25 protein-coding genes are annotated in these 25,219 nt (G+C 29.1%); 18 read left to right on the forward strand and 7 right to left on the reverse strand.

All coding sequences use genetic code 11. The features are described from left to right. Window positions 1–4: 4 nt before the first annotated feature. Window positions 5–787, reverse strand: a complete 783-nt coding sequence (locus tag FMAG_RS03665) for a Cof-type HAD-IIB family hydrolase (RefSeq protein WP_005884133.1) — start codon at window positions 785–787, stop codon at window positions 5–7. A 145-nt stretch (window positions 788–932) separates the two neighbouring features. Between FMAG_RS03665 and FMAG_RS03670 the strand changes: the two genes are divergently transcribed. The 5 genes from FMAG_RS03670 to FMAG_RS03690 are packed head-to-tail and all read left to right on the forward strand — an operon-like array spanning window position 933 to window position 3,695. Continuing rightward, entirely contained in the window at window positions 933–1,223 is a 291-nt protein-coding gene (locus tag FMAG_RS03670; RefSeq protein WP_005884135.1) for a DUF134 domain-containing protein, read from the forward strand. Beyond that, the gene (locus FMAG_RS03675) at window positions 1,223–1,603 is read left to right on the forward strand and encodes a NifB/NifX family molybdenum-iron cluster-binding protein (RefSeq protein ID WP_005884137.1); all 381 of its coding nucleotides are present in this window, start codon (window positions 1,223–1,225) and stop codon (window positions 1,601–1,603) included. The genes FMAG_RS03670 and FMAG_RS03675 overlap by 1 nt, the downstream gene beginning before the upstream one ends. A 51-nt stretch (window positions 1,604–1,654) precedes the next feature. After that, entirely contained in the window at window positions 1,655–2,023 is a 369-nt protein-coding gene (locus tag FMAG_RS03680) for a NifB/NifX family molybdenum-iron cluster-binding protein (RefSeq protein ID WP_005884139.1), read from the forward strand. A 9-nt stretch (window positions 2,024–2,032) separates the two neighbouring features. Further along, window positions 2,033–2,863: a P-loop NTPase gene (locus FMAG_RS03685; RefSeq protein ID WP_005884141.1), complete on the forward strand. Its 831-nt coding sequence runs from the start codon at window positions 2,033–2,035 to the stop codon at window positions 2,861–2,863. Next, complete coding sequence (locus tag FMAG_RS03690; RefSeq protein ID WP_005884143.1) at window positions 2,853–3,695, forward strand: ATP-binding protein; 843 nt, start codon at window positions 2,853–2,855, stop codon at window positions 3,693–3,695. Before FMAG_RS03685 ends, FMAG_RS03690 begins: the two co-directional genes overlap by 11 nt. Window positions 3,696–3,756: 61 nt before the next feature. Here the strand turns inward: FMAG_RS03690 and ade are convergent, their stop codons facing one another. The 5 genes from ade to FMAG_RS03710 all read right to left on the reverse strand — a co-directional run bounded on the left by ade (window position 3,757) and on the right by FMAG_RS03710 (window position 8,011). Beyond that, a complete protein-coding gene (gene ade / locus FMAG_RS03695; RefSeq protein ID WP_005884144.1) occupies window positions 3,757–5,511 on the reverse strand; it encodes an adenine deaminase in 1,755 nt (584 codons plus the stop codon). 108 nt (window positions 5,512–5,619) lie between these two features. After that, the gene (locus FMAG_RS03700; protein WP_005884146.1) at window positions 5,620–5,973 is read right to left on the reverse strand and encodes a hypothetical protein; all 354 of its coding nucleotides are present in this window, start codon (window positions 5,971–5,973) and stop codon (window positions 5,620–5,622) included. A 59-nt stretch (window positions 5,974–6,032) separates the two neighbouring features. Then, window positions 6,033–6,422 carry an ATP-binding protein gene (locus FMAG_RS13540; RefSeq protein WP_081462350.1) on the reverse strand — a complete coding sequence of 130 codons (390 nt, stop codon included), beginning with the start codon at window positions 6,420–6,422 and terminating at the stop codon, window positions 6,033–6,035. A 37-nt stretch (window positions 6,423–6,459) separates the two neighbouring features. Beyond that, window positions 6,460–7,362 (reverse strand): histidine kinase dimerization/phospho-acceptor domain-containing protein, encoded by a 903-nt coding sequence (locus tag FMAG_RS03705; protein ID WP_050795422.1) that lies wholly within the window; start codon window positions 7,360–7,362, stop codon window positions 6,460–6,462. Further along, window positions 7,346–8,011 carry a response regulator transcription factor gene (locus FMAG_RS03710; protein WP_005884147.1) on the reverse strand — a complete coding sequence of 222 codons (666 nt, stop codon included), beginning with the start codon at window positions 8,009–8,011 and terminating at the stop codon, window positions 7,346–7,348. The genes FMAG_RS03705 and FMAG_RS03710 overlap by 17 nt, the downstream gene beginning before the upstream one ends. Window positions 8,012–8,183: 172 nt before the next feature. Between FMAG_RS03710 and FMAG_RS03715 the strand changes: the two genes are divergently transcribed. From FMAG_RS03715 to megL, 7 genes are read left to right on the forward strand one after another with little or no spacing between them, the layout of a single operon-like run. Next, window positions 8,184–9,011, forward strand: coding sequence for a DeoR/GlpR family DNA-binding transcription regulator (locus FMAG_RS03715; RefSeq protein ID WP_005884149.1), 828 nt, complete (start codon window positions 8,184–8,186; stop codon window positions 9,009–9,011). 27 nt (window positions 9,012–9,038) lie between these two features. Beyond that, window positions 9,039–10,205, forward strand: a complete 1,167-nt coding sequence (locus tag FMAG_RS03720) for an iron-containing alcohol dehydrogenase (protein WP_005884151.1) — start codon at window positions 9,039–9,041, stop codon at window positions 10,203–10,205. A 9-nt stretch (window positions 10,206–10,214) separates the two neighbouring features. Continuing rightward, entirely contained in the window at window positions 10,215–10,880 is a 666-nt protein-coding gene (locus tag FMAG_RS03725; protein WP_005884152.1) for an L-fuculose-phosphate aldolase, read from the forward strand. 39 nt (window positions 10,881–10,919) lie between these two features. After that, a complete protein-coding gene (locus tag FMAG_RS03730) occupies window positions 10,920–12,215 on the forward strand; it encodes a Na+/H+ antiporter NhaC family protein (RefSeq protein ID WP_005884155.1) in 1,296 nt (431 codons plus the stop codon). A 60-nt stretch (window positions 12,216–12,275) separates the two neighbouring features. Further along, window positions 12,276–13,325, forward strand: coding sequence for an S-methyl-5-thioribose-1-phosphate isomerase (locus FMAG_RS03735; protein WP_005884157.1), 1,050 nt, complete (start codon window positions 12,276–12,278; stop codon window positions 13,323–13,325). A 10-nt stretch (window positions 13,326–13,335) separates the two neighbouring features. Then, complete coding sequence (gene mtnK, locus FMAG_RS03740) at window positions 13,336–14,520, forward strand: S-methyl-5-thioribose kinase (protein ID WP_005884159.1); 1,185 nt, start codon at window positions 13,336–13,338, stop codon at window positions 14,518–14,520. 15 nt (window positions 14,521–14,535) lie between these two features. After that, a complete protein-coding gene (megL, locus tag FMAG_RS03745) occupies window positions 14,536–15,729 on the forward strand; it encodes a methionine gamma-lyase (RefSeq protein ID WP_005884161.1) in 1,194 nt (397 codons plus the stop codon). 93 nt (window positions 15,730–15,822) lie between these two features. Here megL and FMAG_RS03750 read toward each other — a convergent pair whose 3' ends face one another. Next, complete coding sequence (locus FMAG_RS03750; RefSeq protein WP_005884163.1) at window positions 15,823–16,764, reverse strand: manganese-dependent inorganic pyrophosphatase; 942 nt, start codon at window positions 16,762–16,764, stop codon at window positions 15,823–15,825. Between the two features lie 131 nt (window positions 16,765–16,895). On the opposite strand from FMAG_RS03750, the gene ligA reads away from it, so the two are divergent. The 6 genes from ligA to FMAG_RS03780 all read left to right on the forward strand — a co-directional run bounded on the left by ligA (window position 16,896) and on the right by FMAG_RS03780 (window position 25,171). Beyond that, window positions 16,896–18,926 carry an NAD-dependent DNA ligase LigA gene (gene ligA / locus FMAG_RS03755; protein WP_040493592.1) on the forward strand — a complete coding sequence of 677 codons (2,031 nt, stop codon included), beginning with the start codon at window positions 16,896–16,898 and terminating at the stop codon, window positions 18,924–18,926. 90 nt (window positions 18,927–19,016) lie between these two features. Further along, complete coding sequence (gene secA, locus FMAG_RS03760; RefSeq protein ID WP_005884167.1) at window positions 19,017–21,686, forward strand: preprotein translocase subunit SecA; 2,670 nt, start codon at window positions 19,017–19,019, stop codon at window positions 21,684–21,686. An 11-nt stretch (window positions 21,687–21,697) separates the two neighbouring features. Then, window positions 21,698–22,438 carry a hypothetical protein gene (locus FMAG_RS03765; protein ID WP_005884169.1) on the forward strand — a complete coding sequence of 247 codons (741 nt, stop codon included), beginning with the start codon at window positions 21,698–21,700 and terminating at the stop codon, window positions 22,436–22,438. 69 nt (window positions 22,439–22,507) lie between these two features. Beyond that, on the forward strand, window positions 22,508–23,338 hold the full coding sequence (locus FMAG_RS03770) for a PHP domain-containing protein (protein WP_005884171.1): 831 nt from the start codon (window positions 22,508–22,510) through the stop codon (window positions 23,336–23,338). A gap of 12 nt (window positions 23,339–23,350) precedes the next feature. Further along, window positions 23,351–24,349, forward strand: coding sequence for an ADP-glyceromanno-heptose 6-epimerase (rfaD, locus tag FMAG_RS03775; RefSeq protein WP_005884173.1), 999 nt, complete (start codon window positions 23,351–23,353; stop codon window positions 24,347–24,349). 12 nt (window positions 24,350–24,361) lie between these two features. Next, the gene (locus FMAG_RS03780) at window positions 24,362–25,171 is read left to right on the forward strand and encodes an undecaprenyl-diphosphate phosphatase (protein WP_005884175.1); all 810 of its coding nucleotides are present in this window, start codon (window positions 24,362–24,364) and stop codon (window positions 25,169–25,171) included. The last annotated feature ends 48 nt before the right edge of the window (window positions 25,172–25,219 follow it).

Genomic DNA, 25,219 nt, shown 5'->3' on the forward strand with positions numbered 1-25,219 from the left:
ACCTCTATAAGTTAAAGAATTTTTCTAAATATCTTGCTACTCCATCTTCTTTGTTAGATAAAGTAACATTAGAAAAAAAATCTTTTAAAAGTTCTTGTGAATTTTCCATAATAACTGGATGTCCAACAGTTTTTAACATATCTAAATCATTTTCTCCATCTCCAAAAGCCATAAAATCATCAGGAGTTAGGTTAAATATTCTAGCAAGATTTTCTATACCAGTTCCTTTAGTACAATTTTTAGGTGCAATATCAATACAAGTTGGTTGTGATAGCATTATCTCAGCAAGGTGAGAAAATTTATTTTTTAATATATTAACAAGTTCAATTAAAACTTTAGGGTTATCATCAGAAACAATTATCTTATTTAAATCGGGAATATCCTCTTCCTTTTCAACAGCTACTTCTGTAAAAAGAGGTCTACTAGTAAAATCTTCAACAGGTTCATCTTTACTATGAAAATAAAATTCGTTTAAAAAGGCACTGTAAAAAAGATTATTTTTTCTAATCTCTTTTAATATCTCTGTAACGATTTTCTTAGGTATTCTTTTATCAAGGATACATTCTCCTTCTGGAGTATAGATATTAGCTCCATTATTGCAGATGAGATAGGGATTAATGCCAAGTTGTTTTAAAATACCTTGAACTCCTTGCTGTCCTCTCCCAGTAGCAATAGCGAAATTTACATTCTTTTTAACAAGTTTATCAATTGTTCTAATAGTATATTCACTTACAATATTGTGAGAATGTAAAAGAGTTCCATCTAAATCAGATACAACAAATTTCATTTAGTTATCACCTCGTATAAAAATATATTCTATTTTACATTAAAATTATAAAATTAGAAAGAAAAAAATGAAAAACTTGACAAAATAAAATAAAAGGAGTATATTTTAAATGTGCATATGCACAAAATTGTTTTAGGAGGATTTTATGCCGAGATGTAAAAAACAGAGATGTTGTCGTATTTTAGAAAATGAAAGAGTGTTTAAACCTATTGGTATTCCTATGGTTGAACTGGAGTCAGTAGAGATAGAAATAGATGAACTAGAAGCAATAAGACTTTGTGATTATGAAGGAAAGAGCCAAATAGAAACTGCTGAACTTATGCAGATATCTAGGGGAACTGTTCAAAGAATACTAAACTCTGGAAGGAAAAAAATATTGGATGCTTTGTTACATCAAAAAGCAATAAAATTAAAAAATACAGGAGATGAGAAGTGATGGCAAATGAAATTTTAAGAGTGGGATTTCCAACAAATGATGAGGTAACAGTAGAGGAGCATTTTGGACATTGTGAAAAATTTGTAGTATATTCAGTAAAAGAGGGAGAAATAGTAAAGAAAGAGGTATTAGATGCCCCAGAGCATGCTCCAGGAGTATTTCCAAAATTTATAGCTGAAAATAATATAAATGTAGTAATAACAGGTGGAATGGGACAAAGAGCTATTGACCTAATCAAAGCTAATGGTGGACAGGTTATATTGGGAGCAAGTGGAGAAATAAAAGAGGTACTAGAGGTATATCTACAAGGAAGTCTATATTCTAAGGGATCTGCTTGTGCATATCATCACCATGAAGAGGGACATAAGTGTGAACACTAATTATTAAGGGAGGAAACTCCCTTTATATTTTATCAAAATTTGGAGGAGAGTATGAAGATAGCGATAGCATTAGAGGAAAATAGATATGATTCAAATGTAGATAGAAGGGTTGGAAGAGCATCATATTTTATTTTGGTAGATTCAGAAACTAATGAGTATGAAATAATAGAAAATGAAGCCAAAGATGAAGTTACAGGAGCAGGACTTAAGGTTATAAAAAATCTAGTTAGTTTAGGAGTAGAGGAATTAATAGCTGGAGAAGTAGGACCAAAGGCTATTGTTTTGATAGAGGAGTTTGATTTACCTGTATATAGATTAGGAGAATTAACAACTGTAAAAGAGGTATTAGAAGCTTATAGAGAGAAAAAATTAGAAAGATTTGATTTTTCATCTAAACCACAAGGACTTAGAATGGCATAGGAGGAAAATATGAAAATAGCTGTTTTAAGTGGAAAGGGTGGAACAGGAAAAACTACTGTAAGTACTAGTCTTGCTTTTATAAGTGGGATTCCAATATTAGATATGGATATAGAAGCTCCCAATACTCAACTTTTTTTAAAGGGGAAAAAATTTAAAGAGAATAAAGTAAAATCTTGCTATCCAGAAGTAGATATGTCTAAATGCAACCTTTGTGGAGAGTGTGGAAAGTTTTGTAGGTTTAATGCCATAATCCCAGCTAAAAATAGAGTTATTGTTTTTGAAGAGAGTTGTCACGACTGTGGTGGTTGTGAAATAATTTGTAAATTTGGAGCTATTACTTGGAGAGCTAGAGAAATAGGAAAAATATTTTGTGGAAAAACATATTTTAATTCAAAGATGGAATATGGAAAATTAAACATAGGAGAGATGTCTGGAGTAAAAATTATAAAACATATGTATAGAGAAAATATAGAGAAAAATTTAATAATAGATTGCCCTCCTGGAACTTCATGTACTACTGTAGCAGCAGTGGAAAAATCTGATTATGCAATAGTTGTTACAGAGCCATCTCCCTTTGGCTTGAGTGATATGAAATTGGTATTAAAACTTTTGAGAGATTTAAAAATTCCTTTTGGGATAGTAATAAATAAAGCTGACTCAAAAGAAAATTTAGTAGAAAATTATTATCAAGAGGAAGGTATAGAGATATTAGAAAAGATTCCTTTTGATAGAAAGATAGCTAAAAATTATTCTGAAGGAAATATTATAGCTGATATTTTACCAGAGTATAGGAAGAGTTTTGAAAAAATTTTAAAGAGGGTGCAAAAGTATGGAGATTAAAGAGATATTAGTGATTTCAGGAAAAGGTGGAACAGGAAAAACTACAATAACTTCTTCAATTATTCCATACTTTGATAGCTTGGTAATAGGGGATTGTGATGTAGATGCTCCAAATTTGAAGATACTTTTAAATCCTTCAGAGAAAGAGAAAAATGGATTTTTAGGAATGAAAAAAGCAAAAATAGATAGTGAAAAATGTATTCATTGTAATAGATGCTATGAATACTGTAAATTTGAAGCTATGGATAATGTGCAAAAATGTGAAGGGTGTGGAGTGTGTGAATATATCTGTCCAGTAGGAGCTATTGAGATGATAGAAAATAGAGTTGGAGATATAATGGTAGGGGAAACAGAGTATGGAACAATGGTACATGCTTGTTTGGAACCTGGAGAGGAAAATTCTGGAAAACTTGTAGCTGAGGTAAGAAGAAAAGCTAAAAAGATAGCTCAATTAGATGGAAAAGAGTATATAATTTTAGATGGAGCACCTGGAGTAGCTTGTAATGTAATAAGTTCTTTAACAGGAGTAAAGAGAGTTGTAATAGTAACTGAACCTACACTTTCAGGCTTACATGACTTAGAGAGGGTAGTAAATTTAGTAGAGAGATTTAGAGTAAAACCATGTTTTGTTATAAATAAATTTGATATCTCTATTGAAATGACAGATAAGATAGAGACTTATTTAAATAATTTAGGTTATAAAATATCTATGAAAATTCCATTTGATAAGAAAATATTTAAGGCTATTATGGAAAATAAAATTCCTTCAATAGCAGAGAAAAAATTTTTTGAAGATTTAGGAATAAGAGAATTAATAGAAGAATTAAAATAAAAAGATTTTGGGGATATTGAAATTTAAAAATTTATAATATCCCCAATTATTAATTAAAAACTTAGAATTGTTTAATAATCTCTTGTTTAACTACATCAATTAGTCCCATATCACTAAGCTTTACTTCAGGAATAACTATAAGAGAGAGTGTACTAGGTCTAGTAATAGGGCTAGCACTTTCTATCCCATAATCCCTTAAAACTTTATTCATATCTACAATATAATTTCCCAACTCATAAGCAGAGTTTTTAGATAACATTCCACCTATAGGGAAAGGTAGTTCTTTAACAACTTTTTCATTTTCAACAACTACAATACCACCAGCTATATTTTTTACTCTTTGAGCAGCAACTAAGGCATCAATAGGTTTTTTATAGATAATAGTTAAGTTATGTGAGTCATGAGAATAAGTAGTTGCAATAGCTCCTCTATTTACATAGAAATTTTCTACTACAGCAATAGCTTTTGTTTTCTTACCATATCTATTGATAGAGATTGCAAAGTTAAGTTCGTCTCCTTCTAAATCTACATAGCCATCTTTTACATTTACAGTAAAAGTTTTCTTTCTAGTAACACTTGAAATTTTATTAATATATTCCATTCCTACTATTTCTAATTTTCCATTTTCAATAGGAGCTTTTATCATAAAATCTTCAACTTTTAGTTCATCTATATTGATAGTATTTTTATTTTCTAAATCTATATGAGGTTTATTAATTTGAACAAGTAGTTTATTATTTTCTGCTACAAGCTCTCCTTCAAAAAATACCTTTTCAACATTAATATCTTTTAGGTTATCAATTACTAACATATCAGCAAAATAGCTAGGAGCAATAGCACCACGTTTATCTAATCTATATATTTGGGCAGTATTAAGAGTTACAGCTCTAATTGCTTCAATTGGTTCTAAACCAGCTTTTATAGCAACTCTTACACAGTCATTAATATGTCCCTTTTCTAAAATATCTTTAGGTTCTCTATCATCGGTACAAAGAGTTAGATTTCTAGGAGATTTAAAACTTTTTATATTTTCAATGATAGATGCTATATTTTTTGAGATAGAACTTTCTCTAGCATCTACGGTCATACCTTTTCTTATTTTATCAATAGCATGGACTCCATCTCTAGTTTCATGACAAGTATAAGGACCACCACAAAGATATGCAGAAAGTTCACTACCTTGCAATTCTGGAGAGTGTCCTTGTAAAAACATATTTTTTCTATAAGCTACATCAATTATATCTTCCATTCTTTTATCGTTGTGAATTACTCCAATATAATCCATAACTTCTCCAAGTCCTAAGATTCTATCTTTTTCCAAAAGTTTATCTACTAAATCTGCATCAAATTCAGCACCTGTATTTTCAAGTTTCATAACAGATGGAATACATGATGGCACAAGGAAATACTGATTCATTGGAAGATTTTCAGAAGCTTTAAGCATATAGTTAAGCCCTTCTTCTCCTAATGCATTACAAATTTCGTGAGGATCAGCTATAATAGTAGTAGTTCCTTTTGGTATTATAGCTTCAGCAAAATGATATGGAGTAAGATGGCTGCTTTCAATATGTAGATGTGAGTCTATAAATCCAGGTACTAGATATTTTCCTTGAATATCAATAATTTTATCTGCTTTTTTAAAACTATCTTTTTCAACTTCTACAATGTCAGCAATATATTTTTTATAGATATAGATATTAGCTAAATAGATTTCTCCTGAGAAAACATTTACAAGATTAGCATTTTCTAGTTTTAAAGTGGCATTACTATATCCCATAGCGACTTTTATTAGTTCTCTTCTTTCTTCTTTAGTCATAATTTTCCCCCCTTAATTTAAGTTTGTTTATATACAAATATTATAACATATTTAAAACGTAAGATACAAAATAAAAAGTAGAGAGTATTCACTCTCTACTATAAAAAATTAGTTGTTTATTGGAGTAGTAGATGTTTGAGTATTAAATCTAGCTTCAAATCTTTCTCTCATAGTACAAGTTCTATTTTTAGCTTCTTGTGTAGCTATTTCGATATTTAACTTTTCTATTTTATTCCAATCAGGTTTTTCATTTAATAATTCTTTTCTAACCTCAAGTCTTTTTTCTTCGATTAATATTCTAGCTCTTTCAAGTTCAGGATTTACCCTATAGTTATTATTTTTCATTTTCATCATATGTGGTGGTACAGGTGGAGTAGGTTCATTTTGAAAATCATGCATTTTAGCAAAACCAGTTGAGCTAATAGCTAAAATCATTAATGTTCCAATAAATATTTTTTTCATATATATCACTTCCTAATTTTATCTTTTCTTTGATTAAATTATAGAGGGAAATTATGTCCTCAATATGTCAAAATGAATTTGAAATATTTTTTTTCTATTTTGATAGAATAGCTAATAGAATGTAAATCTAAAATTCTTTTGATAAGTGATAATCCTAAACCACTTCCTTCAATATTTAATTCATTAGCAGATGTTCCTCTATAAAATGGTTGAAAAAGGTTATCAATATTTTCTTTTTCTGTTAAGTACATAGGATTTTCAAAAATTATATTATTATCCTCTTGGTAGATATTTATAATAGAATTCTCAGGGGAATATTTTAAAGCATTATTAACAAGATTATCTAAAACAACTTTAAAAAGTTTATTATTAACAAAAATATTTAAATTCTTGATTTTGATATCCCATTCAATATCTTTTTTTAGCTCTAAAAATTCAAATTTTTCAATACTTTCGTTTAATAAATTTAAAAAGCTACACTCCTCTTTATCTAATTTTTTTTCTTAAAGATGAAAGTTTAGAAATGAGAAGTAAGTCGTTAACTAAGGATGTCATCTCTCTACTTTCCTTTAGCAAGACTCTATAGTAATCTTTTTTTATTTTTTCATCAGTAATAGTTCCATTGAGTAATGCTTGTACATGAGTATTTATAACTGTGATTGGAGTTTTTAATTCATGGGATGCATTAGAAACAAAACTGTTTAGATTATCAATAGAGGAGGAAATACTTTTAGACATAATATTTATATTTTTTCCTAGCTCGTTTAATTCGTCAGTAGTATTAATATTTACATCTTCAGAAAAATCTAAATTGGTAATTTGTTTAGCCACTCTATTTAACTCAAAAATATTTTTAGTAATTTTTTTAGCAAAAAATCTGCACAGAAAAATACTTAAAATCATCGTTAGAAAAAATGTTATTAAATGTAATGAATATACCTCATGTCTATGACTACTCATAACAGATAGAGAGGTTGTAACAAAAAGTAGCTCTCCATTAGGGAGTTCTTCTTTATAAACAAGCAACATTATATTAGAAAAAGGTAATTTTTTTATATGAAATCCATCTTCAAGTTGAGTAAAGTATTTATCTTCATAGTTATAATAGGTATCATCTTTATCATAGATATCAGTGTCATTTTCTGAGAGAATATACAGATTAATACCCTCTTTGTTTTTTAGTTCAGAAGCATAATCTTTAAAAATATATTCATCTATTGAAAGCTTTTTAGCGTTATTTACAATTTCTAATATCTCACTTTTTTTTCTATCAATATAGAAAGAATCAGCTAAGAAAGTACTGAAAAGATAGCTTACTGTAACAGTGAAAATAATTAAAAATATAGAGAAAATAAATATTTTTTGAAAAAGATTAATTTTTATTTTCATCAAAACTATACCCCATTCCTCTTATTGTTTTAAGTAAGAAACTATAATCTCCTAGTTTTTTACGTATTCTTTTGACTAGAGTATCCACTACTCTATCATCTCCTTCAAAATCAAATCCCCAAATTTCGTTTAAAAGGTAATCTCTTGAAAATATGATTCCTTTATTTTTTATCATATATTCTAAAAATTGTATCTCTCTTCTAGTAAGCTCGCTATTTTCTCCATTGATAGTAATCTCACCCTTTTTTATATCAAAAGAAAAATTTTCAAACTTGTAGATATTATTATCATCTAACTTTAAAAGTTTTTTTACTTTTAGTAATAAAATTTTAAGGTTAAAAGGTTTAGTAATATAATCATCAGCTCCAATACTTAAACCATTGTATTCATCACTGTCAGAATCCCTAGCTGTCATCATAATTATTGGGATATTAGAAGTTTCACGTATCTCTTTGCATACTTCCCAACCTAATTTTTTAGGTAGATTTATATCAAGTAGTATTAAATCAGGTTTTTCATTATAAAATTTATCTACACCATTCTCACCATCAAATGCTTTAATTATTTCAAATCCCTCTTGTGAAAAAGTATCTTCAAGAACTTGAGCAAGAGGTTTTTCATCTTCTATAATTAAAATTTTTCTCTTCATATTTTAATCACATCCGTTAATAAAAGTTTATAGTTAATATTATAACATAAAATTTCTTTAAGATATATATGTTTTAAAATAGATTATTAAAAACAATAAAAAAACTTTTTTAAAAAAAATAAATCATAATAAATAAAAAATATTGACAATTGTGAGAAAATGTTGTATTCTTATGTTAGTAAATGTTGATAAATGTGATAAAATGTTGAAAGATGTGGTTAAGATGTTAGCAGAAGGAAGATTAAAAGAAATAGAAAGAATTTTAAATGAAAAAGGCAGTGTAATCATAAGTAATTTAAGTAAAATATTTAAGGTTTCAGAAGAGACAATAAGAAGAGATTTAGAAAAATTAGAAAAGAAGAATATTTTAAAAAGAGTAAGAGGAGGAGCGTATTTATTATCTGATAATGATAAACAAGTTCCACTAGAAATAAGAGAACAAATTTTTTTAGAAGAAAAACATGAGATAGCTCAAGAATGTGTAAACCATATAGAAGATGGGGAAACGCTTATGATAGATAGCAGTACAACAGCTATATGTGTAGCACAGGAAATAGAAAAAAAGGGATTGAAGTTGAAAGTTATAACTAATTCAATAAAAGTGGTAGAAATTTTTGAAAATTCTAAATGGGTTGATGTTGTTTGTATAGGAGGTGTTTTAAGAAAAAGGACAAAATCTTTTGTTGGAAACAAAGCGGTTGAACAATTGAAGGACTTGAGGGCTACAAAAGCACTAATAAGCTGTACAGCTATAGATAAAGTTTTTGGAATAACAGATGATAGTGAAAGAGAAGCAGAAATAAGAAAAATAATGATAAAAAATTCATTAAAAGTATTTTTACTTGCTGATAGAACAAAATTTGATAATTTAGAAGCTCATTTGATATCAGAACTGGAAAATATTGATGTAGTTATTACTGATAAAAAGATATCAGAAGAATGGCAAAAAAAAGCAAAAGAAAATAAAGTTGAAATAATTTATACTCATATAGAAAATTGATAATATTATAGATAATTAGGAGGGAAAATGGAAAATTTTATTTTTACTAATCCAACAAAAATATTATTTGGAAGAGGGTACTATGAAAAAGTAGGGAGTTATGTTGAAAAATATAGTAAAAAAATAATGTTGCATTATGAAGGAAATGGAGAAATTATAAAAAAATTAGGTATTTATGAAAAAATAGTTGAATCTTTAAGAAAATATGGAATAGAGTTTATAGAATTAGGAGGAGTAGTACCAAATCCAAAACTTTCATTAGTATATGAAGGAATAAAAATCTGTAAAGAAAATAAAATAGGATTTATACTAGCAGTAGGAGGAGGTAGTGTTATAGATTCAGCTAAAGCTATATCTTTAGGGACAGTATATGAAGGGGATGTTTGGGATTTTTTTAATGGAAAAGCTGAACCAAATAAAACTTTAGGAGTGGGGGTAGTTTTAACGATTCCTAGAGCTGGATCAGAAATGTCTGAAAGCTCCATAATAAGTAATGAAGAGTTAAAATTAAAGAGTGTGTGTGATAGTGAATACAATTTTCCTAAGTTTTCAATTTTAAATCCAGAAGTTTGCTATACTATTCCTAAACATTTAATGGCTTGTGGAGTTGCGGATATAATGTCCCATCTTATGGAGAGATACTTTTCTAAAAGTAAAGGAACGCAATTGAGTGATGCTTTACTTGAAAGTACTATGAGGATTGTCTTAAAATATGGAAAGAAAATTTTAGAAAATCCAAATGATTATAATAATTGTGAACAAATAATGTGGGCAGCTACTATAGCTCATAATGGAATGATTTCTTCAGGAAGAATAGCAGATTGGAGTTCTCATAGAATAGAACATGAAATAAGCGCTTTATACAATATAACTCATGGAGCAGGAATGGCAATAATTTTTCCAGCTTGGTTAAAGTATGTAAAAGAAGAAAATATAGAAATATTATCAAAATTTGCTAGAAATGTTTTTTTATTAAAAGAGGAAGATGATGAAAAAATTTCTAATAATGGAATAGAAAATTTAGAAAAATTTTTTATAGATTTAGGATTAAAGGTGAAATTAGAAGATTTTGGAGTTGATGATAAAAATTTTGAATTGATGGCAGAAAAAGCTTTGTGTGGAAATCAATTTTTAGGAAGATTTAAACAATTATCAAAATTAGATATTGTAAATATATTAAAATTAGCAAGATAGGAGGAAAAAATGTTACTTGAAGAGGAAAGAAAAGAAATAATAATTTATGGGAAAAAAATGATACAAGATTCTCTTACAAAGGGAACTGGAGGAAATATAAGTATTTTTGTACCAGATAAAAATTTGATGGCAATTACTCCTAGTGGAATTGACTATTTAAAATTAAATCCAGAAGATATAGTAATATTAGATGTAGAAACTGGCAAAGTTATTGAAGGAGAAAGAGTACCATCAAGTGAAAGTGATATGCATAGAATTTTCTATAAATATAGAAAAGATTTAAAAGCTATAGTACATACACATTCTAAATATGCTAGTGGTTTATCTTGTACTGGACAAGGATTACCAGCAGTACATTATCTTTTGGCGGTAGCAGGAACTGAAATTCCATGTGCTGAGTATGCAACATATGGAACAGTAAAGTTAGCAAAAAATGCTTATGAGGCGATGAAAGGAACAAAAGCAATATTATTAAGTAATCATGGAATGTTAACTGGAGGAAAAGATTTAGCTGAAGCTTATAATATTGCTGAAAATGTTGAATTTTGCTGTGAATTATATTTTATTTCAAAAGTGGTAGGAGAACCTAAAATATTACCTAAAAAAGAGATGGAAGATATGATTGAGAGATTTAAGGAATATGGAAAAAGGAGTGAAGAACATGAAGAAATTTAAGGTTAACTAAACATATAAATATAAAGGAGGATTAGAAAAATGGAGAAAAAAGGGAGTGTAAAAGGATTAATTCCACTATTTGTATTTTTGGGATTGTATGCAGGAGCAGCTATTTTAACAGGTAATTTTGGAACAATGCCACTACTTACAGCATTTATGATAACAATGGGGGTAGCATTATTCCTCAATAGAGGTAGAGAAAAGAAAACGTTAGATGAAAAAATTGAGATGTTTTGTAAAGGTGCCGGAGATTCTACATTAATTTTAATGATGCTGATATTTTTATTAGCTGGAGCATTTTATTCAGTTGCTGATGCAATGGGAGCTGTTAGCTCAACAGTTAATTTTGGATTATCAGTTTTACCAGCTAAATTATTATTACCAGGATTATTTTTAGTTGGATGTGCTTTAAGTTTTTCAATGGGAACTTCAATGGGAACAGTAAGTGCCTTAACACCAGTTGCAGTGGGAATAGCAAGAGAAACAGGAATAGCTTTACCATTAGTTTGTGGAGTTGTAATAGGTGGAGCAATGTTTGGAGATAATATGTCTTTTATATCAGATACTACAATAGCTGCTACAAGAACACAAGAAGTAGGGATGAAAGATAAATTTAAAGTTAACTTTGCAATAGTATTACCAGCTGTAATAATAAATCTCATTGCTATTTCAATAATGGGAGGACAAGGAGTTGTTGGAAAAGTATATGAATATAGTTTAATTAATATTATTCCTTATTTATCAATAATAGTATTTTCTTTAATAGGATTAAATGTTTTTATAGTTTTAGGATTGGGTATTGGAATAGGATTAGTAATAGGATTAGTTCATGGTAGTTTTACATTCTTTGAAATATTTGGAATATTACAAAGAGGATTAGGTTGGATGGAAGATATGGCTATGATTGCTATGGTTGTAGGTGGGGTTGTTGCTTTAATGAAACATCTAGGTGGAATAGACTTTATTCTTGAAAACTTAACATCTAGAATAAAATCTAAAAAAGGAGCAGAATTTGGAATAGCAGCTTTAGTAAGTGTTTTAGATTTAGCGACAACAAATAATACTGTTTCTATAATTACAGCAGGACCATTAGCTAGAGATATAGCAGATGAATTTAATGTAGATCGTAAAAGAGTTGCCGGTCTTTTAGATCTATTTTCTTCAGCTTTCCAAGGATTGATGCCATATGCAGGGCAAATACTTATGGCAGCAGGAATGGCTCAAATATCTCCAGCATCAATAGTCCCATATTCTTGGTATTCAATGTTAATGATAGTTATGGGAATTTTTTCGATAATAACAGGTATTCCTAACTTTAAATCAACAAATGAATAACATTATAATTATACACTAAAATAAAATAAAAGTAAAAATAAAAATATTAAGGTGAAGTCAATGAAAAGAATGGATGAAGGATTAGCATTTATGCTAAGATATGAAAATATAGCATGGTATGAAAATGGGAAAGTAAAAATATTAGATAGAAGAATTTATCCGAGAGAGATAAAATTTGTTGAATGCAAAACATATTTAGAAGTAAAACAGGCTGTTACTGATATGGTTACTCAAAGTGCAGGACCATATACAGCAGTAGGAATGGGAATGGCTCTAGCTGCATATCAATCTAAAGGAATGCAGAATGATGAAAGAAAAGAATATTTAAAACAGGCAGCTATAGAAATTGCAAATGCAAGACCTACAACTGCTAATAGAATGAAACTAATAACTATGGCTTGTTATGAAGTAGGAGTAAAAGCTATCGATGAAAATAAATGTCCTATTGAGGCTATTTTTAATAGAACAATAGATTCTTTAGAGAGAAGATATAGAAGAATGTCAGAGGTTGCTAAGAATTTAGTAAAAATGTTTCCTAAAAAAGGAAAAGTAATGACACAATGTTTTGGAGAAACAATTGTTGGGTGTATGGGAAGAGAAATAAAAAATCAAAATAAAGATATTGAATTTTATTGTCCTGAAACAAGGCCATACCTACAAGGAGCACGATTAACCGCAAGTGTATTAAAGGATCAAGGTTTTAAAGTGATTGTAATTACAGATAATATGCCTGCTTGGACTATGAAAGAGAAAAAAATAGATGTATTTACTTCAGCAGCTGATTCTATATGTATGGATGGACATATTGTAAATAAGATAGGAACTTTACAAATAGCAATAGTAGCTAAGCATTTTGGAATTCCTTATTTTGTGACAGGAATACCAGATCAAGACAAATTATTAGAAAATATAATTATTGAAGAAAGAGATCCAAAAGATGTATTAGAATGTAATGGAGTAAAAAATACTTTATCTGGAGTAGAAGGATACTATCCATCTTTTGATATAACTCCACCCTATTTAATAAGTGGAATAGTAACAGATCAAGGAGTATATTCTCCTTATAATTTAAAAGATTATTTTGAAAATGAAGTAGAGCAATATTACTAGGGGTGAAAATATGACTAATTATAGTGAACATTTCAAATTAGATACAACTTCAGCAAAAGAGTATATAAAATTTTTAAAAATATTTGGAAATGAAGATGAATTAGAATGTGACGAAATTGGTGATGGAAATATAAATTATATTTTCAGAATAAAAAATATGACAACAGGAAAATCAGTTGTATTAAAACAAGCAGATAAATTTTTACGTTCTTCTGGAAGAACTTTAGATTTAAATAGAAATAGAATAGAAGCAGAAATATTACAGCTTCAAAGTCAATATTCTCCAAACTCTATTCCTAAAATTTATCATTATGATGACGTAATGTGTGCAATAATTATGGAGGATATATCAGAATATAAAAATTTAAGACTAGAACTTATGAAAGGAAAAATATTTCCAAATTTTGCAAATGAGATAAGTAGTTTTTTAGTCGACACATTATTACCAACAACAGACTTGGTTTTAGATAGAGGAGAGAAAAAAGAAAGAGTACAAAGATTTATAAATAAGGAATTATGTGATATATCTGAATGTTTAGTATTTACAGAACCTTATACAAATGATAGAAATAGAAATATTATTATAGATGAAAATAAAGAATATGTAGAAAAATACCTTTATTCGGACTTAGATTTACATTTAGAAGTAGGAAAACTAAAAAATAATTTTATGAATAATGCTCAAGCATTAATACATGGAGATTTACACTCAGGTTCTATTTTCATAAATGAAAAAGGAATTAAGGTAATAGATCCAGAGTTTGCTTTTTATGGACCTATGGGATATGATATTGGAAATGTTATAGGAAATTTATTTTTTGCATTAGTGAATAGAAAACACTTAATGTTATCAGAAAATAAAGATGAATTTATAAATTGGTTAAAAGATACTATAAAAAATATTTTTGATATGTTTAAAGAGAAATTTATAAAAAAATATGATTTACTAGTAAAGGATTCAATATATATAAATCCTAAATTTAAAAATTGGTATCTGAATACAATTCTTTCTGATAGTATTGGAATGGCAGGGCTTGAAATTATAAGAAGGGTTGTAGGAGACTCGAAAGTTTTAGAAATAACAGCAATAGAAAATATAGAAAAAAGAGTAGTTATAGAAAGAGAACTTATAGAAATAGGAATAAGATTAATAAAAAATAGAGAAATTATCAAAGAAGGAAAAGATTTATTTTAAGAGAGGGTAAGTAATATGAAAGATTTAAAAAATAAAGGAATAGGAACAAAAGCTATTCATGGAGGAGTTATAAAAAATAAATATGGAGCATTAGCTACGCCTATCTATCAGACTTCAACTTTTGTATTTAAAAATGTAGAAGAAGGAGCAAAAAGATTTTTAGGGGAAGAAGAAGGTTATATTTATAGTAGATTATCTAATCCTACTTTAACAGTTGCAGAAGAAAAAGTAGCGATATTAGAAAATGGAGAAAAAGCATTAGCTACAAGTTCCGGAATGGGAGCTATTTCAGCAACTCTATGGACTTTATTAAAGGCAGGTGATCATGTACTTGCAGATAAAACATTATATGGTTGTACTTATGCTTATATAAGTCATGGTTTAACTAAGTTTGGTGTAGAAGTTGATTTTGTTGATATGAGTGATTTAGAAGAAGTAAAAATAAAATTAAAAGATAATACAAAAGTAATATATTTAGAAACACCTGCAAATCCAAATCTTAAAATAGTAGATATACAAAAAATATCAGAGCTATCACACAATAAAAATTCAAATATAAAAGTAGTTGTAGATAATACTTTTGCAACACCATTTTGTCAAAAGCCCCTTTTACTAGGCGCTGATATTGTTGTACACTCTGCAACAAAATATTTAAATGGACATGGGGATGTTATAGCAGGATTTGTAGTTGGAAGTCAAGAAATGATAAATGATATTAGAACAGTAGGTTTAAAAGATATGACAGGAGCGGTATTGGGACCAAATGAGGCATTTTTGATAATAAGAGGATTGAAAACTTTCGAAATAAGAATGCAAAAGCATTGTGAAAATGCTATGAAAGTAGCAGAATTTTTAGAACAAAATGAAAAAGTAGAAAAAGTTTATTATTCAGGATTAAAGACTCATGTAGGATATGAGGTAGCGGTGAAGCAAATGCAAGCTTTTGGTGGAATATTAGCGTTTGAGGTAAAAGGAGGATTAGAAGCTGGTAAAAAATTATTAAATAATTTAGAAATGATAACAATAGCTGTTTCATTAGGAGATGCAGAAACATTAATACAACATCCAGCGTCAATGACACATTCACCTTATACAAAAGAAGAAAGAGAATTGGCTGGAATAACAGATGGATTGATTAGATTATCAGTTGGATTAGAAAATGTAGAAGATATTATTTTGGATTTAGAAAAAGCTTTTTTGAAAATATAAGATAAAATAAAAATTCTCCCTTAAGTATTAATATGAAATATTTAGTTAATACTAGGGGAGAATTTTATTTAATAGAAAAATATATTGTCAAGATTATTGGTTTTGACTAGCTGTTAGCATGAAAGGAACTACTTGTTTCTTTCTAGAAACTACTCCCTCTAACCAAGCTGTTTTATTTTCTAATTTTACATTGAAAGCTTTCTCAACTAACTCTGGGCATGTTCCAACAGTTAATACATAAGAACCAGCTTTTATAATATCAGTTATTACTAATACAAATAAATCGTAGTTAGATTTTTCACTCATAGAGTTCATAGCAGCTTCTAATTCAGCTTGAGTATTTAAAAGTCCAGCAACATCAACAGTATTAACTTGAGCAACTGCTACTTTTTTACCATTCATATCAAACTCTTTCATATCTATTGTAATAATCTCTTCTGGAGTTTTATCAGATAATGAAGTTCCTTCTATTAATAACTTCATTCCATAATCTTCATAATTTTCCTCTCCACAGATTTTAGAAAGCTCTTTTACAGCTTCTACATCTTCTGGTGTGCAAGTAGGAGATTTAAATAATAATGTATCAGATATGATAGCACTCATCATAAGCCCAGCAGCTTTTTTAGATGGAGTGATTCCAGCTTGTTTAAATAGTCTATAGATTAGAGTACAAGTACATCCAACTGTATCAGCAGTTATTTTTAATGGCTCATCAGTAGTTAGAGCAAATTTGTGGTGGTCTACTACTTCTAATATTTTAGCAGATTCAATTCCATCAGCTGTTTGAGCTTTTTCGTTATGGTCAACTAAGATAACCTCTTTTTTTCCATTTTCATCAGCATTTACATTCTCTATAAATAGAGGTGCTTCTGCTCCAAAATGGTTTAAAGCAAATTGAGTTTCTTTACTAACATTTCCTAATCTACAAGGGATAACATTTACACCTTGAGCATTTTTTAACTCAGCAAAAGATATAGCTGAACATATAGAATCAGTATCTGGATTTTTGTGTCCAAAAACAAGAATTTGTTTCATAAGTCCTCCTTAAAAAAATATATATTTACTTACATATCATACCATTTTTTTTAGAATTTAGGAATAGGAAATTTATAAAAAACTTTAGACAAAATTAAAGAAATTATATTATAATTACATTGTAAAGTTTAATTGAGAGGAGAAATATTGTGGAAAAATATATAAAAGAGTTGAGAGAAAAGATAAAAAAATATAGTGATTACTACTATACAAATAATGAAAGTTTAATATCTGATGTAGAGTTTGATAAGTTGTTAGTTGAGTTAAAGGAGTTAGAAGAAAAATATCCAGAGTATAAGGAAAAAAACTCTCCTACAGAAATAGTAGGAGCTACAAGTCTTAAAGAAACAAAGTTTCAAAAGGTAGCCCATAAAAAACCTATGTTAAGTTTATCTAACTCATATAATGAGGGAGATATATCTGATTTTATAGAGAGAGTAAAAAAACTTTTACCAGAAGAGAAAAACTTAGCCTATGCTTTAGAGTTAAAATTAGACGGTTTATCCTTAAGTATTCAATATGAAGAGGGAAAACTTGTAAGAGCCGTAACAAGAGGAGATGGAACAGTAGGAGAAGATGTTACAGAAAATATTTTGGAGATAGAATCTATCCCTAAAATTTTAAAAGAGAAAGTAAGCATAGAGATAAGGGGAGAAGTGGTATTACCTCTATCTAAGTTTGAAGAGTTAAATAAAAAAAGAATGGAAAATGGGGAAGAAGTTTTTGCTAATCCAAGAAATGCTGCTGCTGGAACTTTAAGACAATTAGATTCAAGTATTATAAAGGAAAGAGGATTGGATGCCTATTTTTATTTTTTAGTAGATGCTCAAAACTATGGAGTGAAAACTCATAGTGAAAGTATAGAATATCTTGCTAAACTCGGAATAAAGACAACAGGAGTATGTGAGGTATTGAAAAACTCTTCTGAACTTATATCTAGAATTGAGTATTGGGGAGAAAAGAGAGAAAGTTTAGATTATGAAACAGATGGAATGGTAATAAAAGTGGACAATATAGAGCTATGGGATAAGTTAGGAAATACTACTAAAAGCCCTAGATGGGCAATAGCTTTTAAATTCCCAGCTAAACAAGTTACAACAAAGATATTAGGAGTTACTTGGCAAGTGGGAAGAACAGGTAAAGTTACTCCAGTAGCAGAGCTTGAAGAGGTAGAGTTATCAGGAAGTAGAGTAAAAAGAGCAAGTTTACATAACTATCAAGAGATAGAGAGAAAAGATATCAGAATAGGTGATAGTGTATTTATAGAAAAAGCTGCAGAGATAATACCTCAAGTAGTAAAGGCTGTAAAGGAGTTAAGAGATGGAAATGAAATAATAATAAAAGAGCCTACTCATTGTCCAATATGTAATACAAAGGTAGAAAGAGAAGAGGGACAGGTAGATATCAGGTGTCCAAATATAAGTTGTCCAGGAAAAATAGAGGGAGAATTGATCTATTTTGTATCTCGTGATGCTATGAATATAGCTGGTTTTGGTAGTAAAATAGTAGAAAATATGTTAAGACTTGGATTTATAAAAAATATTGTAGATATATATGAGTTAAAAAATCATAGAGAAGAATTAGAAAAACTAGAAAAAATGGGTAAAAAAAGTGTGGATAATCTTCTTACAGCTATTGAAAATAGTAAAACAAGAGAGTATTCAAAAGTTTTATGTGCTTTAGGAATACCTTTTGTAGGTAAAACTTCAGCAAAACTTTTAGCTGATTCAAGTGGGAATATTGATAAACTTATGAGTATGAGTGTAGAGGAACTAATGGAGATAGAAGGAATAGGAGATAAGATGGCACAAGCTATCTTTGATTTCTTTAGAGATGAAGAGAAGAAAAAGCTTATAGAGGGGTTAAAAGCACATGGACTTACTTTCATTCAAGAGAGAAAAGAGGAGTTACCAGCTGAAGAGAAAGTATTCACAGGAAAAACATTTTTATTTACAGGAACATTACAAAATTTCACAAGAAATGAAATAAAAGAAGAGATAGAAAAACTTGGTGGGAAAAATCTTTCTGCTGTAAGCAAAAATTTAGATTATTTAATAGTGGGAGAAAAGGCAGGAAGTAAGCTAAAGAAAGCTCAAGAGTTAGGAACTGTAAAGATAATAACAGAAGAGGAGTTTATGAAAATCTGTGGAAAAAAGAGTTAAAAAATATACCTTTATTTGACTAATAACTCATTTTATGGTAGCATATAGTCTGAAGAAGTGTATTTAAAAAAATTAAAGAGAGGAACATCAATGATAGGAAATATTTTTAAAAAGATTTTTGGAACTAAAAATGATAGAGAAGTAAAAAGAATTAGAAAAATAGTTGCTGCTATCAATTCTTTAGAGCCAGATTTCGAAAAATTAACAGATGAACAATTAAGAGAAAAAACAGCAATTTTTAAGAAGAGATTAGCTCAAGGAGAAACTTTAGATGATATTATGGTAGAGGCATTTGCTACTGTAAGAGAGGCATCAAAAAGAGTACTTGGTATGAGACATTATGATGTACAACTTATTGGAGGAATTGTACTTCATGAAGGAAAAATAACAGAGATGAAAACTGGAGAGGGAAAAACTTTGGTTGCTACTTGTCCAGTGTACCTAAATGCTTTAGCAGGAAAGGGAGTTCATGTTATCACAGTAAATGACTATCTTGCTGCTAGAGATAGAGAGATGATGGGTAGATTATACTCTTTCTTGGGACTTACTTCTGGAGTTATTTTAAATGGTATCTCCGGAGAGGAGAGAAAGGCTGCTTATAATTGTGATATCACATATGGTACTAACTCTGAATTTGGATTTGACTATTTAAGAGATAATATGGTAGGAAGCTTAGAAGAAAAAGTACAAAGACCACTTAACTACTGTATAGTTGACGAGGTTGATTCTATTCTTATAGATGAAGCAAGAACACCACTTATTATTTCTGGAGCAGCAGAAGACTCTACTAAATGGTATCAAATCTTCTATCAAGTAGTTTCTATGTTAAATAGAAGTTATGAAACAGAGGGAATAAAAGATGTAAAATTAAAAAAAGAGTTACCAGCTGAAAAGTTTGGAGATTATGAAGTAGATGAAAAAGCAAAAAATATAGTTTTAACTGAAAAAGGTATAGCTAAAGTAGAAAAATTCTTAAAATTAGAAAATCTATATTCTCCAGAAAATGTAGAGTTAACTCACTATTTAAATCAAGCTTTAAAAGCTAAAGAGTTATTTAAAAGAGATAGAGATTATCTTGTAAGAGAGGGACAAGTAATAATCATAGATGAATTTACTGGAAGAGCTATGGAAGGAAGAAGATATTCAGATGGACTTCACCAAGCGATAGAAGCTAAAGAGGGAGTACACATAGCTGGAGAAAATCAAACTCTTGCAACTATAACATTACAAAACTATTTTAGAATGTATAATAAACTTTCTGGTATGACTGGTACAGCTGAAACAGAAGCAGCAGAATTTGTACATACTTATGGATTGCAAATAGTAGTTATACCAACAAATAAACCAGTACAAAGAATAGACCATGCTGACTTAGTTTATAAGACACGTAAAGAGAAGATAGAGGCTATTATAAAAAGAATAGAAGAGTTACATGCTAAAGGTCAACCTGTGCTTGTAGGTACTATTTCTATTAAAAGTTCGGAGGAATTATCTGAGCTATTAAAAGCTAGGGGAATAAAACATAATGTATTAAATGCTAAATACCATGCAAAAGAAGCTGAGATAGTTGCTCAAGCTGGAAGATTTGGAGCTGTAACTATTGCTACAAACATGGCAGGTAGAGGAACGGATATTATGTTAGGAGGAAATCCAGAGTTCTTAGCTGTGGCAGAGGTAGGAAGTAGAGAAGCTGAAAATTATGATGAAGTATTGAAAAAATATGAGGTTCAATGTAAGGAAGAGGGAGAAAAGGTAAAATCAATAGGTGGACTTTTTATACTTGGTACTGAAAGACATGAATCAAGAAGAATAGATAATCAATTAAGAGGAAGAGCAGGAAGACAAGGAGACCCAGGAGAATCAGAATTCTACCTATCTTTAGAAGATGATTTAATGAGACTATTTGGTTCTGATAGAGTAAAAACTGTAATGGAAAAATTAGGACTTCCAGAGGGAGAACCTATAACTCATCCAATGATAAATAAAGCTATTGCAAATGCTCAAACTAAGATAGAGTCAAGAAACTTTGGAATCAGAAAAAATCTATTAGAGTATGATGATGTAATGAATAAACAAAGAACTGCTATCTATGATAGTAGAAATGAAGCAATGGCTAAGGAAGATTTAAAAGATAGTATTATTAAGATGTTACATGAAGTTATCTACTCTCAGGTAGCAAAGAGATTTGTGGGAGAATACAAAGAAGATTGGGATATGTCAGGTCTTGCTGAATACTTAAGAGATAACTATGGTTATATTATAGAAGATATGACAGAGTATAAATCTATGAGTATAGAAGATTATAGCAAAAAAATCTTTGATGCTATCTGTGCTCAATATGATGAAAAAGAGTCTAAAGTTGGAAGAGATTTAATGAGAAGACTTGAAAAATACATTTTATTTGAAGTAATTGATGCTAGATGGAGAGAACACTTAAAAGCTTTAGATGGATTAAAAGAGGGAATTTACTTAAGAGCTTATGGTCAAAAAAATCCAGTTGTAGAATATAAGTTAGTATCAGGAGAACTTTATGAGCAAATGGTAGAAACTATAAAAGAGCAAGCTACTTCTTTCTTATTTAAAGTAATAATAAAAAATCATGAAGAGGAAGAGGTAAATATGAAAGATGAAAATGAGAGTGTAGAGTATACTTCTGAAGATGAAAATGGTGTGGAAGTAGAAGAAGGAGAATTAACACCAGATTCTCCTTGTCCTTGTGGAAGTGGAAAAAAATATAAAAATTGTTGTGGAAGAGTATAAGGAGGCTAATAATGAAAAAAATAGTAGCAGGACTTTTTGTAGTGGCTTTACTTGCTTCATGTAGTTCGTTGGAGAAAGGAGCTTCATTAGAAAAAAAATACTCTATTACTAAGGAGTCAGCAAAAGAGTGGGACAAAACAATAATACAAGTTGTAGAGGGAGAATCTTTGATAGAGGATTGGTATGGAAATGAAAATCCAATTATCTATTTAAGAAAAACTGGAAAGATGAGTGAAAAAGACTTCAATTTCTTAACTTCATTAGAGAAAAAAGATGCAACAACTATTACAGATGAAGAGTATAGTGATTTCTTAGACTTAGTAAATAAATACAATAAAAAATTACCGAGAAAGTTTTATTTAGCTGATGAAAATCTAAAAAATCCTAAAGGACTTGTTGATAGAATGGTAAGAGAATCATTTGTAAAAATGGAAAATCCATCTAACCATATAAAAAATGTAGTAGCAACTCAAGAAGAGTGGGAGCAAATAGTAGCTTTTTCTCAACAAAATGACTTATCAGAAAAAGATACTAAAAAATTAAGAAAGATTTTAAATAAATTTATAAAGAGAAATGAGTTCTATGATGAAAGAGCTTGGTACAATAGAGAGATATCAGATAGAGTTATAAAAATTACAAATATAGATGCTAAGGAAAATACAACTTCATTAGAGCAAAATAATGTAAATGCTAAAGCATTATATATAGCATATCCAGAATATTTTTCTACTTTAGATAAATGGGATGATTAATTAAGATAAAAAAGTTAAGGGGGAGAGGAGAAATTTTTTCTCTCCTTTAACTATTTAAAGGAGAATTTTATGGAAGTAGATATGCATATTCATACTATAGAGTCAGATGGAACTTATACTCCAGAGGAGATTATAGTTAGAGCAATAAAAAATAATGTAATAGCTTTAGCAATAACAGACCATGATACTGTATCTGGAGTGGAGAAAGGAAAAGAGATAGCTGATAAATATGGAATGGAGTTTATAAAAGGTATAGAGATATCTTGTAATGAAGATAATTTAGAGATACATATATTGGGATATTTTTTAAACTTAGATGATAAAAATTTTTTGTCAGAGTTAGATGAATTGGAAAAGGCTAGAGATAAAAGAAATAGAAAAATTATAGAAAAATTTGAAAAAATTGGTATAATAATAGATATAGAGGAACTTAAAACTTTTGCTCCTGGTAAAATTATAAGTCGATTACACTTTGCTAATTATCTTTTAGAAAAAGGTATAGTTAGCAGTAAAAATGAAGCCTTTAGCAAATATTTAGGAAATGGTGGTCTAACTTATGTTCCTAAAGAGAATTTTCCACCAGAAAGAGCTGTAAGAATGATAAAAGAAAATGGTGGTTTTGTATCCCTAGCACATCCTAAATTAATTACTTTAAATGATGAAGTATTGAATAATCTCATTGTAAGATTGAAAGAGTGTGGATTAGATGCCCTTGAAACTCAGTATAGTTCATTTACAAAATTAGAAAAGCAAAAATATAAAAGACTTGCTAAAAAATATGGTTTACTAATAACTGGTGGTTCTGATTTTCATGGTGAAAATAGAGAGGGAGTAGATTTAGGAGATGCAGGATTGGAGTACTCTCAGTTTGAAAAAATTAAAAAATATTTAAAAAGATAGAGGAGGATAATTATGATAATAGTAACTGGTGCAGCTGGAATGATAGGAAGTGCAATGGTATGGAAACTTAATGAGATGGGAAGAAATGACATTATTGTTGTAGATAAACTAAGAACAGAGGAAAAATGGTTAAATCTTAGAAAGAGAGATTATGCTGATTGGGTAGATAGAGATGAGTTATTTAATTGGCTAGCTAATCCAGCAAATGCTGGAAAAATAACTGGAGTAGTTCATATGGGAGCTTGTTCCGCCACTACCGAAAGAGATGGAGATTTCTTAATGGAGAATAACTATGGATATAGTAAAAAGTTATGGGATTTTTGTGCTGCTAGACAAATACCATATGTATATGCTTCATCAGCAGCTACTTATGGAGCTGGAGAGCTAGGATATAATGATGATGTAACTCCAGAGGAACTAAAAAAATTACAACCATTAAATAAATATGGATACTCTAAAAAAATATTTGATGACTGGGCTTTTAAACAAAGTATAGCTCCAAAACAATGGTGTGGACTTAAGTTCTTCAACGTATATGGACCGCAAGAGTACCATAAAGGAAGAATGGCTTCTATGGTATTCCACACATTTAATCAGTATAGAGATAATGGTGGAGTAAAACTTTTTAAATCTCATAAAGAGGGATTTAAAGATGGAGAACAACTTAGAGATTTTGTCTATTTAAAAGATGTAGTAGATGTAATGTATTTCTTATTAACTGAAAAAGTAGAATCTGGAGTATATAATATAGGAACAGGAGAAGCGAGAAGTTTCTTAGATTTATCTATGGCAACTATGAGAGCTGCTTCTAATAATCCAGAATTAAAAGTGGAAGATGTAGTGGAATTTATTCCTATGCCTGAAGATTTAAGAGGAAGATATCAATATTTTACACAAGCTTCAATGGAAAAATTAAAGAGAACTGGATACACTAAGAAGTTTACTTCATTAGAAGAGGGAGTAAAAGATTATGTTCAAAACTATTTAGCTAAAGAAGACTCGTACTTATAAGGTGGTAGGTAGATGAATCCTTTTTTAATAGTTGTAATACTTGGAATTGTAGAGGGAATGACGGAGTTTCTTCCTGTAAGTAGTACTGGTCATATGATTTTAGTAGAGAAGTTTATAGGAAATGGAAATCTCTCTAAAAATTTTATGGAAAGTTTCCTAATAATTGTTCAACTTGGAGCTATTTTAGCAGTTGTTATATATTTTTGGAAGGATTTAACTCCTTTTGTAAAGGAAAAAAATCAGTTTATTTCAAGAATTAGATTGTGGACAAAAGTTATAATAGGTGTTTTGCCTGCTGCAATTATAGGATTATTATTAGATGACTATATATCAGCATATTTTATGGATAATGTTTTTGTAGTAGCAACAACATTGATCTTTTATGGAATAATTCTTATATTAATAGAAAAATATTACAAAACTGCTGGAAAAATAGATACATTAGGAAAATTAAGTTATAAATTAGCTTTTATAATAGGATTTTTTCAATGTTTAGCAATGATACCAGGAACATCTAGATCAGGCTCTACAATAATAGGAAGTTTACTTTTAGGACTTTCTAGAGGAGTAGCTACAGAGTTTTCTTTTTTCTTGGCTATACCTACAATGTTTGGAGCTACACTTTTAAAACTTATAAAAAATGGTATGAATTATTCAACACAGGAATGGCGACTTATAGGAGTAGGAACAATAGTTTCTTTTTTAGTAGCATACTTAGTTATAAAATGGTTTATGAGTTATATAAAGAAAAAAGATTTTGTATTTTTTGGAGTATATAGAATAATCTTAGGAATTTTAGTTTTAATAGCTTTATTTATTTAAAAATATGGGGGATGGTACAATTTAAATTTTGTAACAGCCTCCTATATT

This window comes from Fusobacterium mortiferum ATCC 9817 (assembly GCF_000158195.2).
Lineage (GTDB): Bacteria > Fusobacteriota > Fusobacteriia > Fusobacteriales > Fusobacteriaceae > Fusobacterium_A > Fusobacterium_A mortiferum.

Bases quoted from the DNA above. Each gene is read 5' to 3' on its own strand.
- FMAG_RS03665 (WP_005884133.1), bottom strand. From the start codon at position 787: ATGAAATTTGTTGTATCTGATTTAGATGGAACTCTTTTACATTCTCAC.
- FMAG_RS03670 (WP_005884135.1), top strand. From the start codon at position 933: ATGCCGAGATGTAAAAAACAGAGATGTTGTCGTATTTTAGAAAATGAA.
- FMAG_RS03675 (WP_005884137.1), top strand. From the start codon at position 1,223: ATGGCAAATGAAATTTTAAGAGTGGGATTTCCAACAAATGATGAGGTA.
- FMAG_RS03680 (WP_005884139.1), top strand. From the start codon at position 1,655: ATGAAGATAGCGATAGCATTAGAGGAAAATAGATATGATTCAAATGTA.
- FMAG_RS03685 (WP_005884141.1), top strand. From the start codon at position 2,033: ATGAAAATAGCTGTTTTAAGTGGAAAGGGTGGAACAGGAAAAACTACT.
- FMAG_RS03690 (WP_005884143.1), top strand. From the start codon at position 2,853: ATGGAGATTAAAGAGATATTAGTGATTTCAGGAAAAGGTGGAACAGGA.
- ade (WP_005884144.1), bottom strand. From the start codon at position 5,511: ATGACTAAAGAAGAAAGAAGAGAACTAATAAAAGTCGCTATGGGATAT.
- FMAG_RS03700 (WP_005884146.1), bottom strand. From the start codon at position 5,973: ATGAAAAAAATATTTATTGGAACATTAATGATTTTAGCTATTAGCTCA.
- FMAG_RS03705 (WP_050795422.1), bottom strand. From the start codon at position 7,362: ATGAAAATAAAAATTAATCTTTTTCAAAAAATATTTATTTTCTCTATA.
- FMAG_RS03710 (WP_005884147.1), bottom strand. From the start codon at position 8,011: ATGAAGAGAAAAATTTTAATTATAGAAGATGAAAAACCTCTTGCTCAA.
- FMAG_RS03715 (WP_005884149.1), top strand. From the start codon at position 8,184: ATGTTAGTAAATGTTGATAAATGTGATAAAATGTTGAAAGATGTGGTT.
- FMAG_RS03720 (WP_005884151.1), top strand. From the start codon at position 9,039: ATGGAAAATTTTATTTTTACTAATCCAACAAAAATATTATTTGGAAGA.
- FMAG_RS03725 (WP_005884152.1), top strand. From the start codon at position 10,215: ATGTTACTTGAAGAGGAAAGAAAAGAAATAATAATTTATGGGAAAAAA.
- FMAG_RS03730 (WP_005884155.1), top strand. From the start codon at position 10,920: ATGGAGAAAAAAGGGAGTGTAAAAGGATTAATTCCACTATTTGTATTT.
- FMAG_RS03735 (WP_005884157.1), top strand. From the start codon at position 12,276: ATGAAAAGAATGGATGAAGGATTAGCATTTATGCTAAGATATGAAAAT.
- mtnK (WP_005884159.1), top strand. From the start codon at position 13,336: ATGACTAATTATAGTGAACATTTCAAATTAGATACAACTTCAGCAAAA.
- megL (WP_005884161.1), top strand. From the start codon at position 14,536: ATGAAAGATTTAAAAAATAAAGGAATAGGAACAAAAGCTATTCATGGA.
- FMAG_RS03750 (WP_005884163.1), bottom strand. From the start codon at position 16,764: ATGAAACAAATTCTTGTTTTTGGACACAAAAATCCAGATACTGATTCT.
- secA (WP_005884167.1), top strand. From the start codon at position 19,017: ATGATAGGAAATATTTTTAAAAAGATTTTTGGAACTAAAAATGATAGA.
- FMAG_RS03765 (WP_005884169.1), top strand. From the start codon at position 21,698: ATGAAAAAAATAGTAGCAGGACTTTTTGTAGTGGCTTTACTTGCTTCA.
- FMAG_RS03770 (WP_005884171.1), top strand. From the start codon at position 22,508: ATGGAAGTAGATATGCATATTCATACTATAGAGTCAGATGGAACTTAT.
- rfaD (WP_005884173.1), top strand. From the start codon at position 23,351: ATGATAATAGTAACTGGTGCAGCTGGAATGATAGGAAGTGCAATGGTA.
- FMAG_RS03780 (WP_005884175.1), top strand. From the start codon at position 24,362: ATGAATCCTTTTTTAATAGTTGTAATACTTGGAATTGTAGAGGGAATG.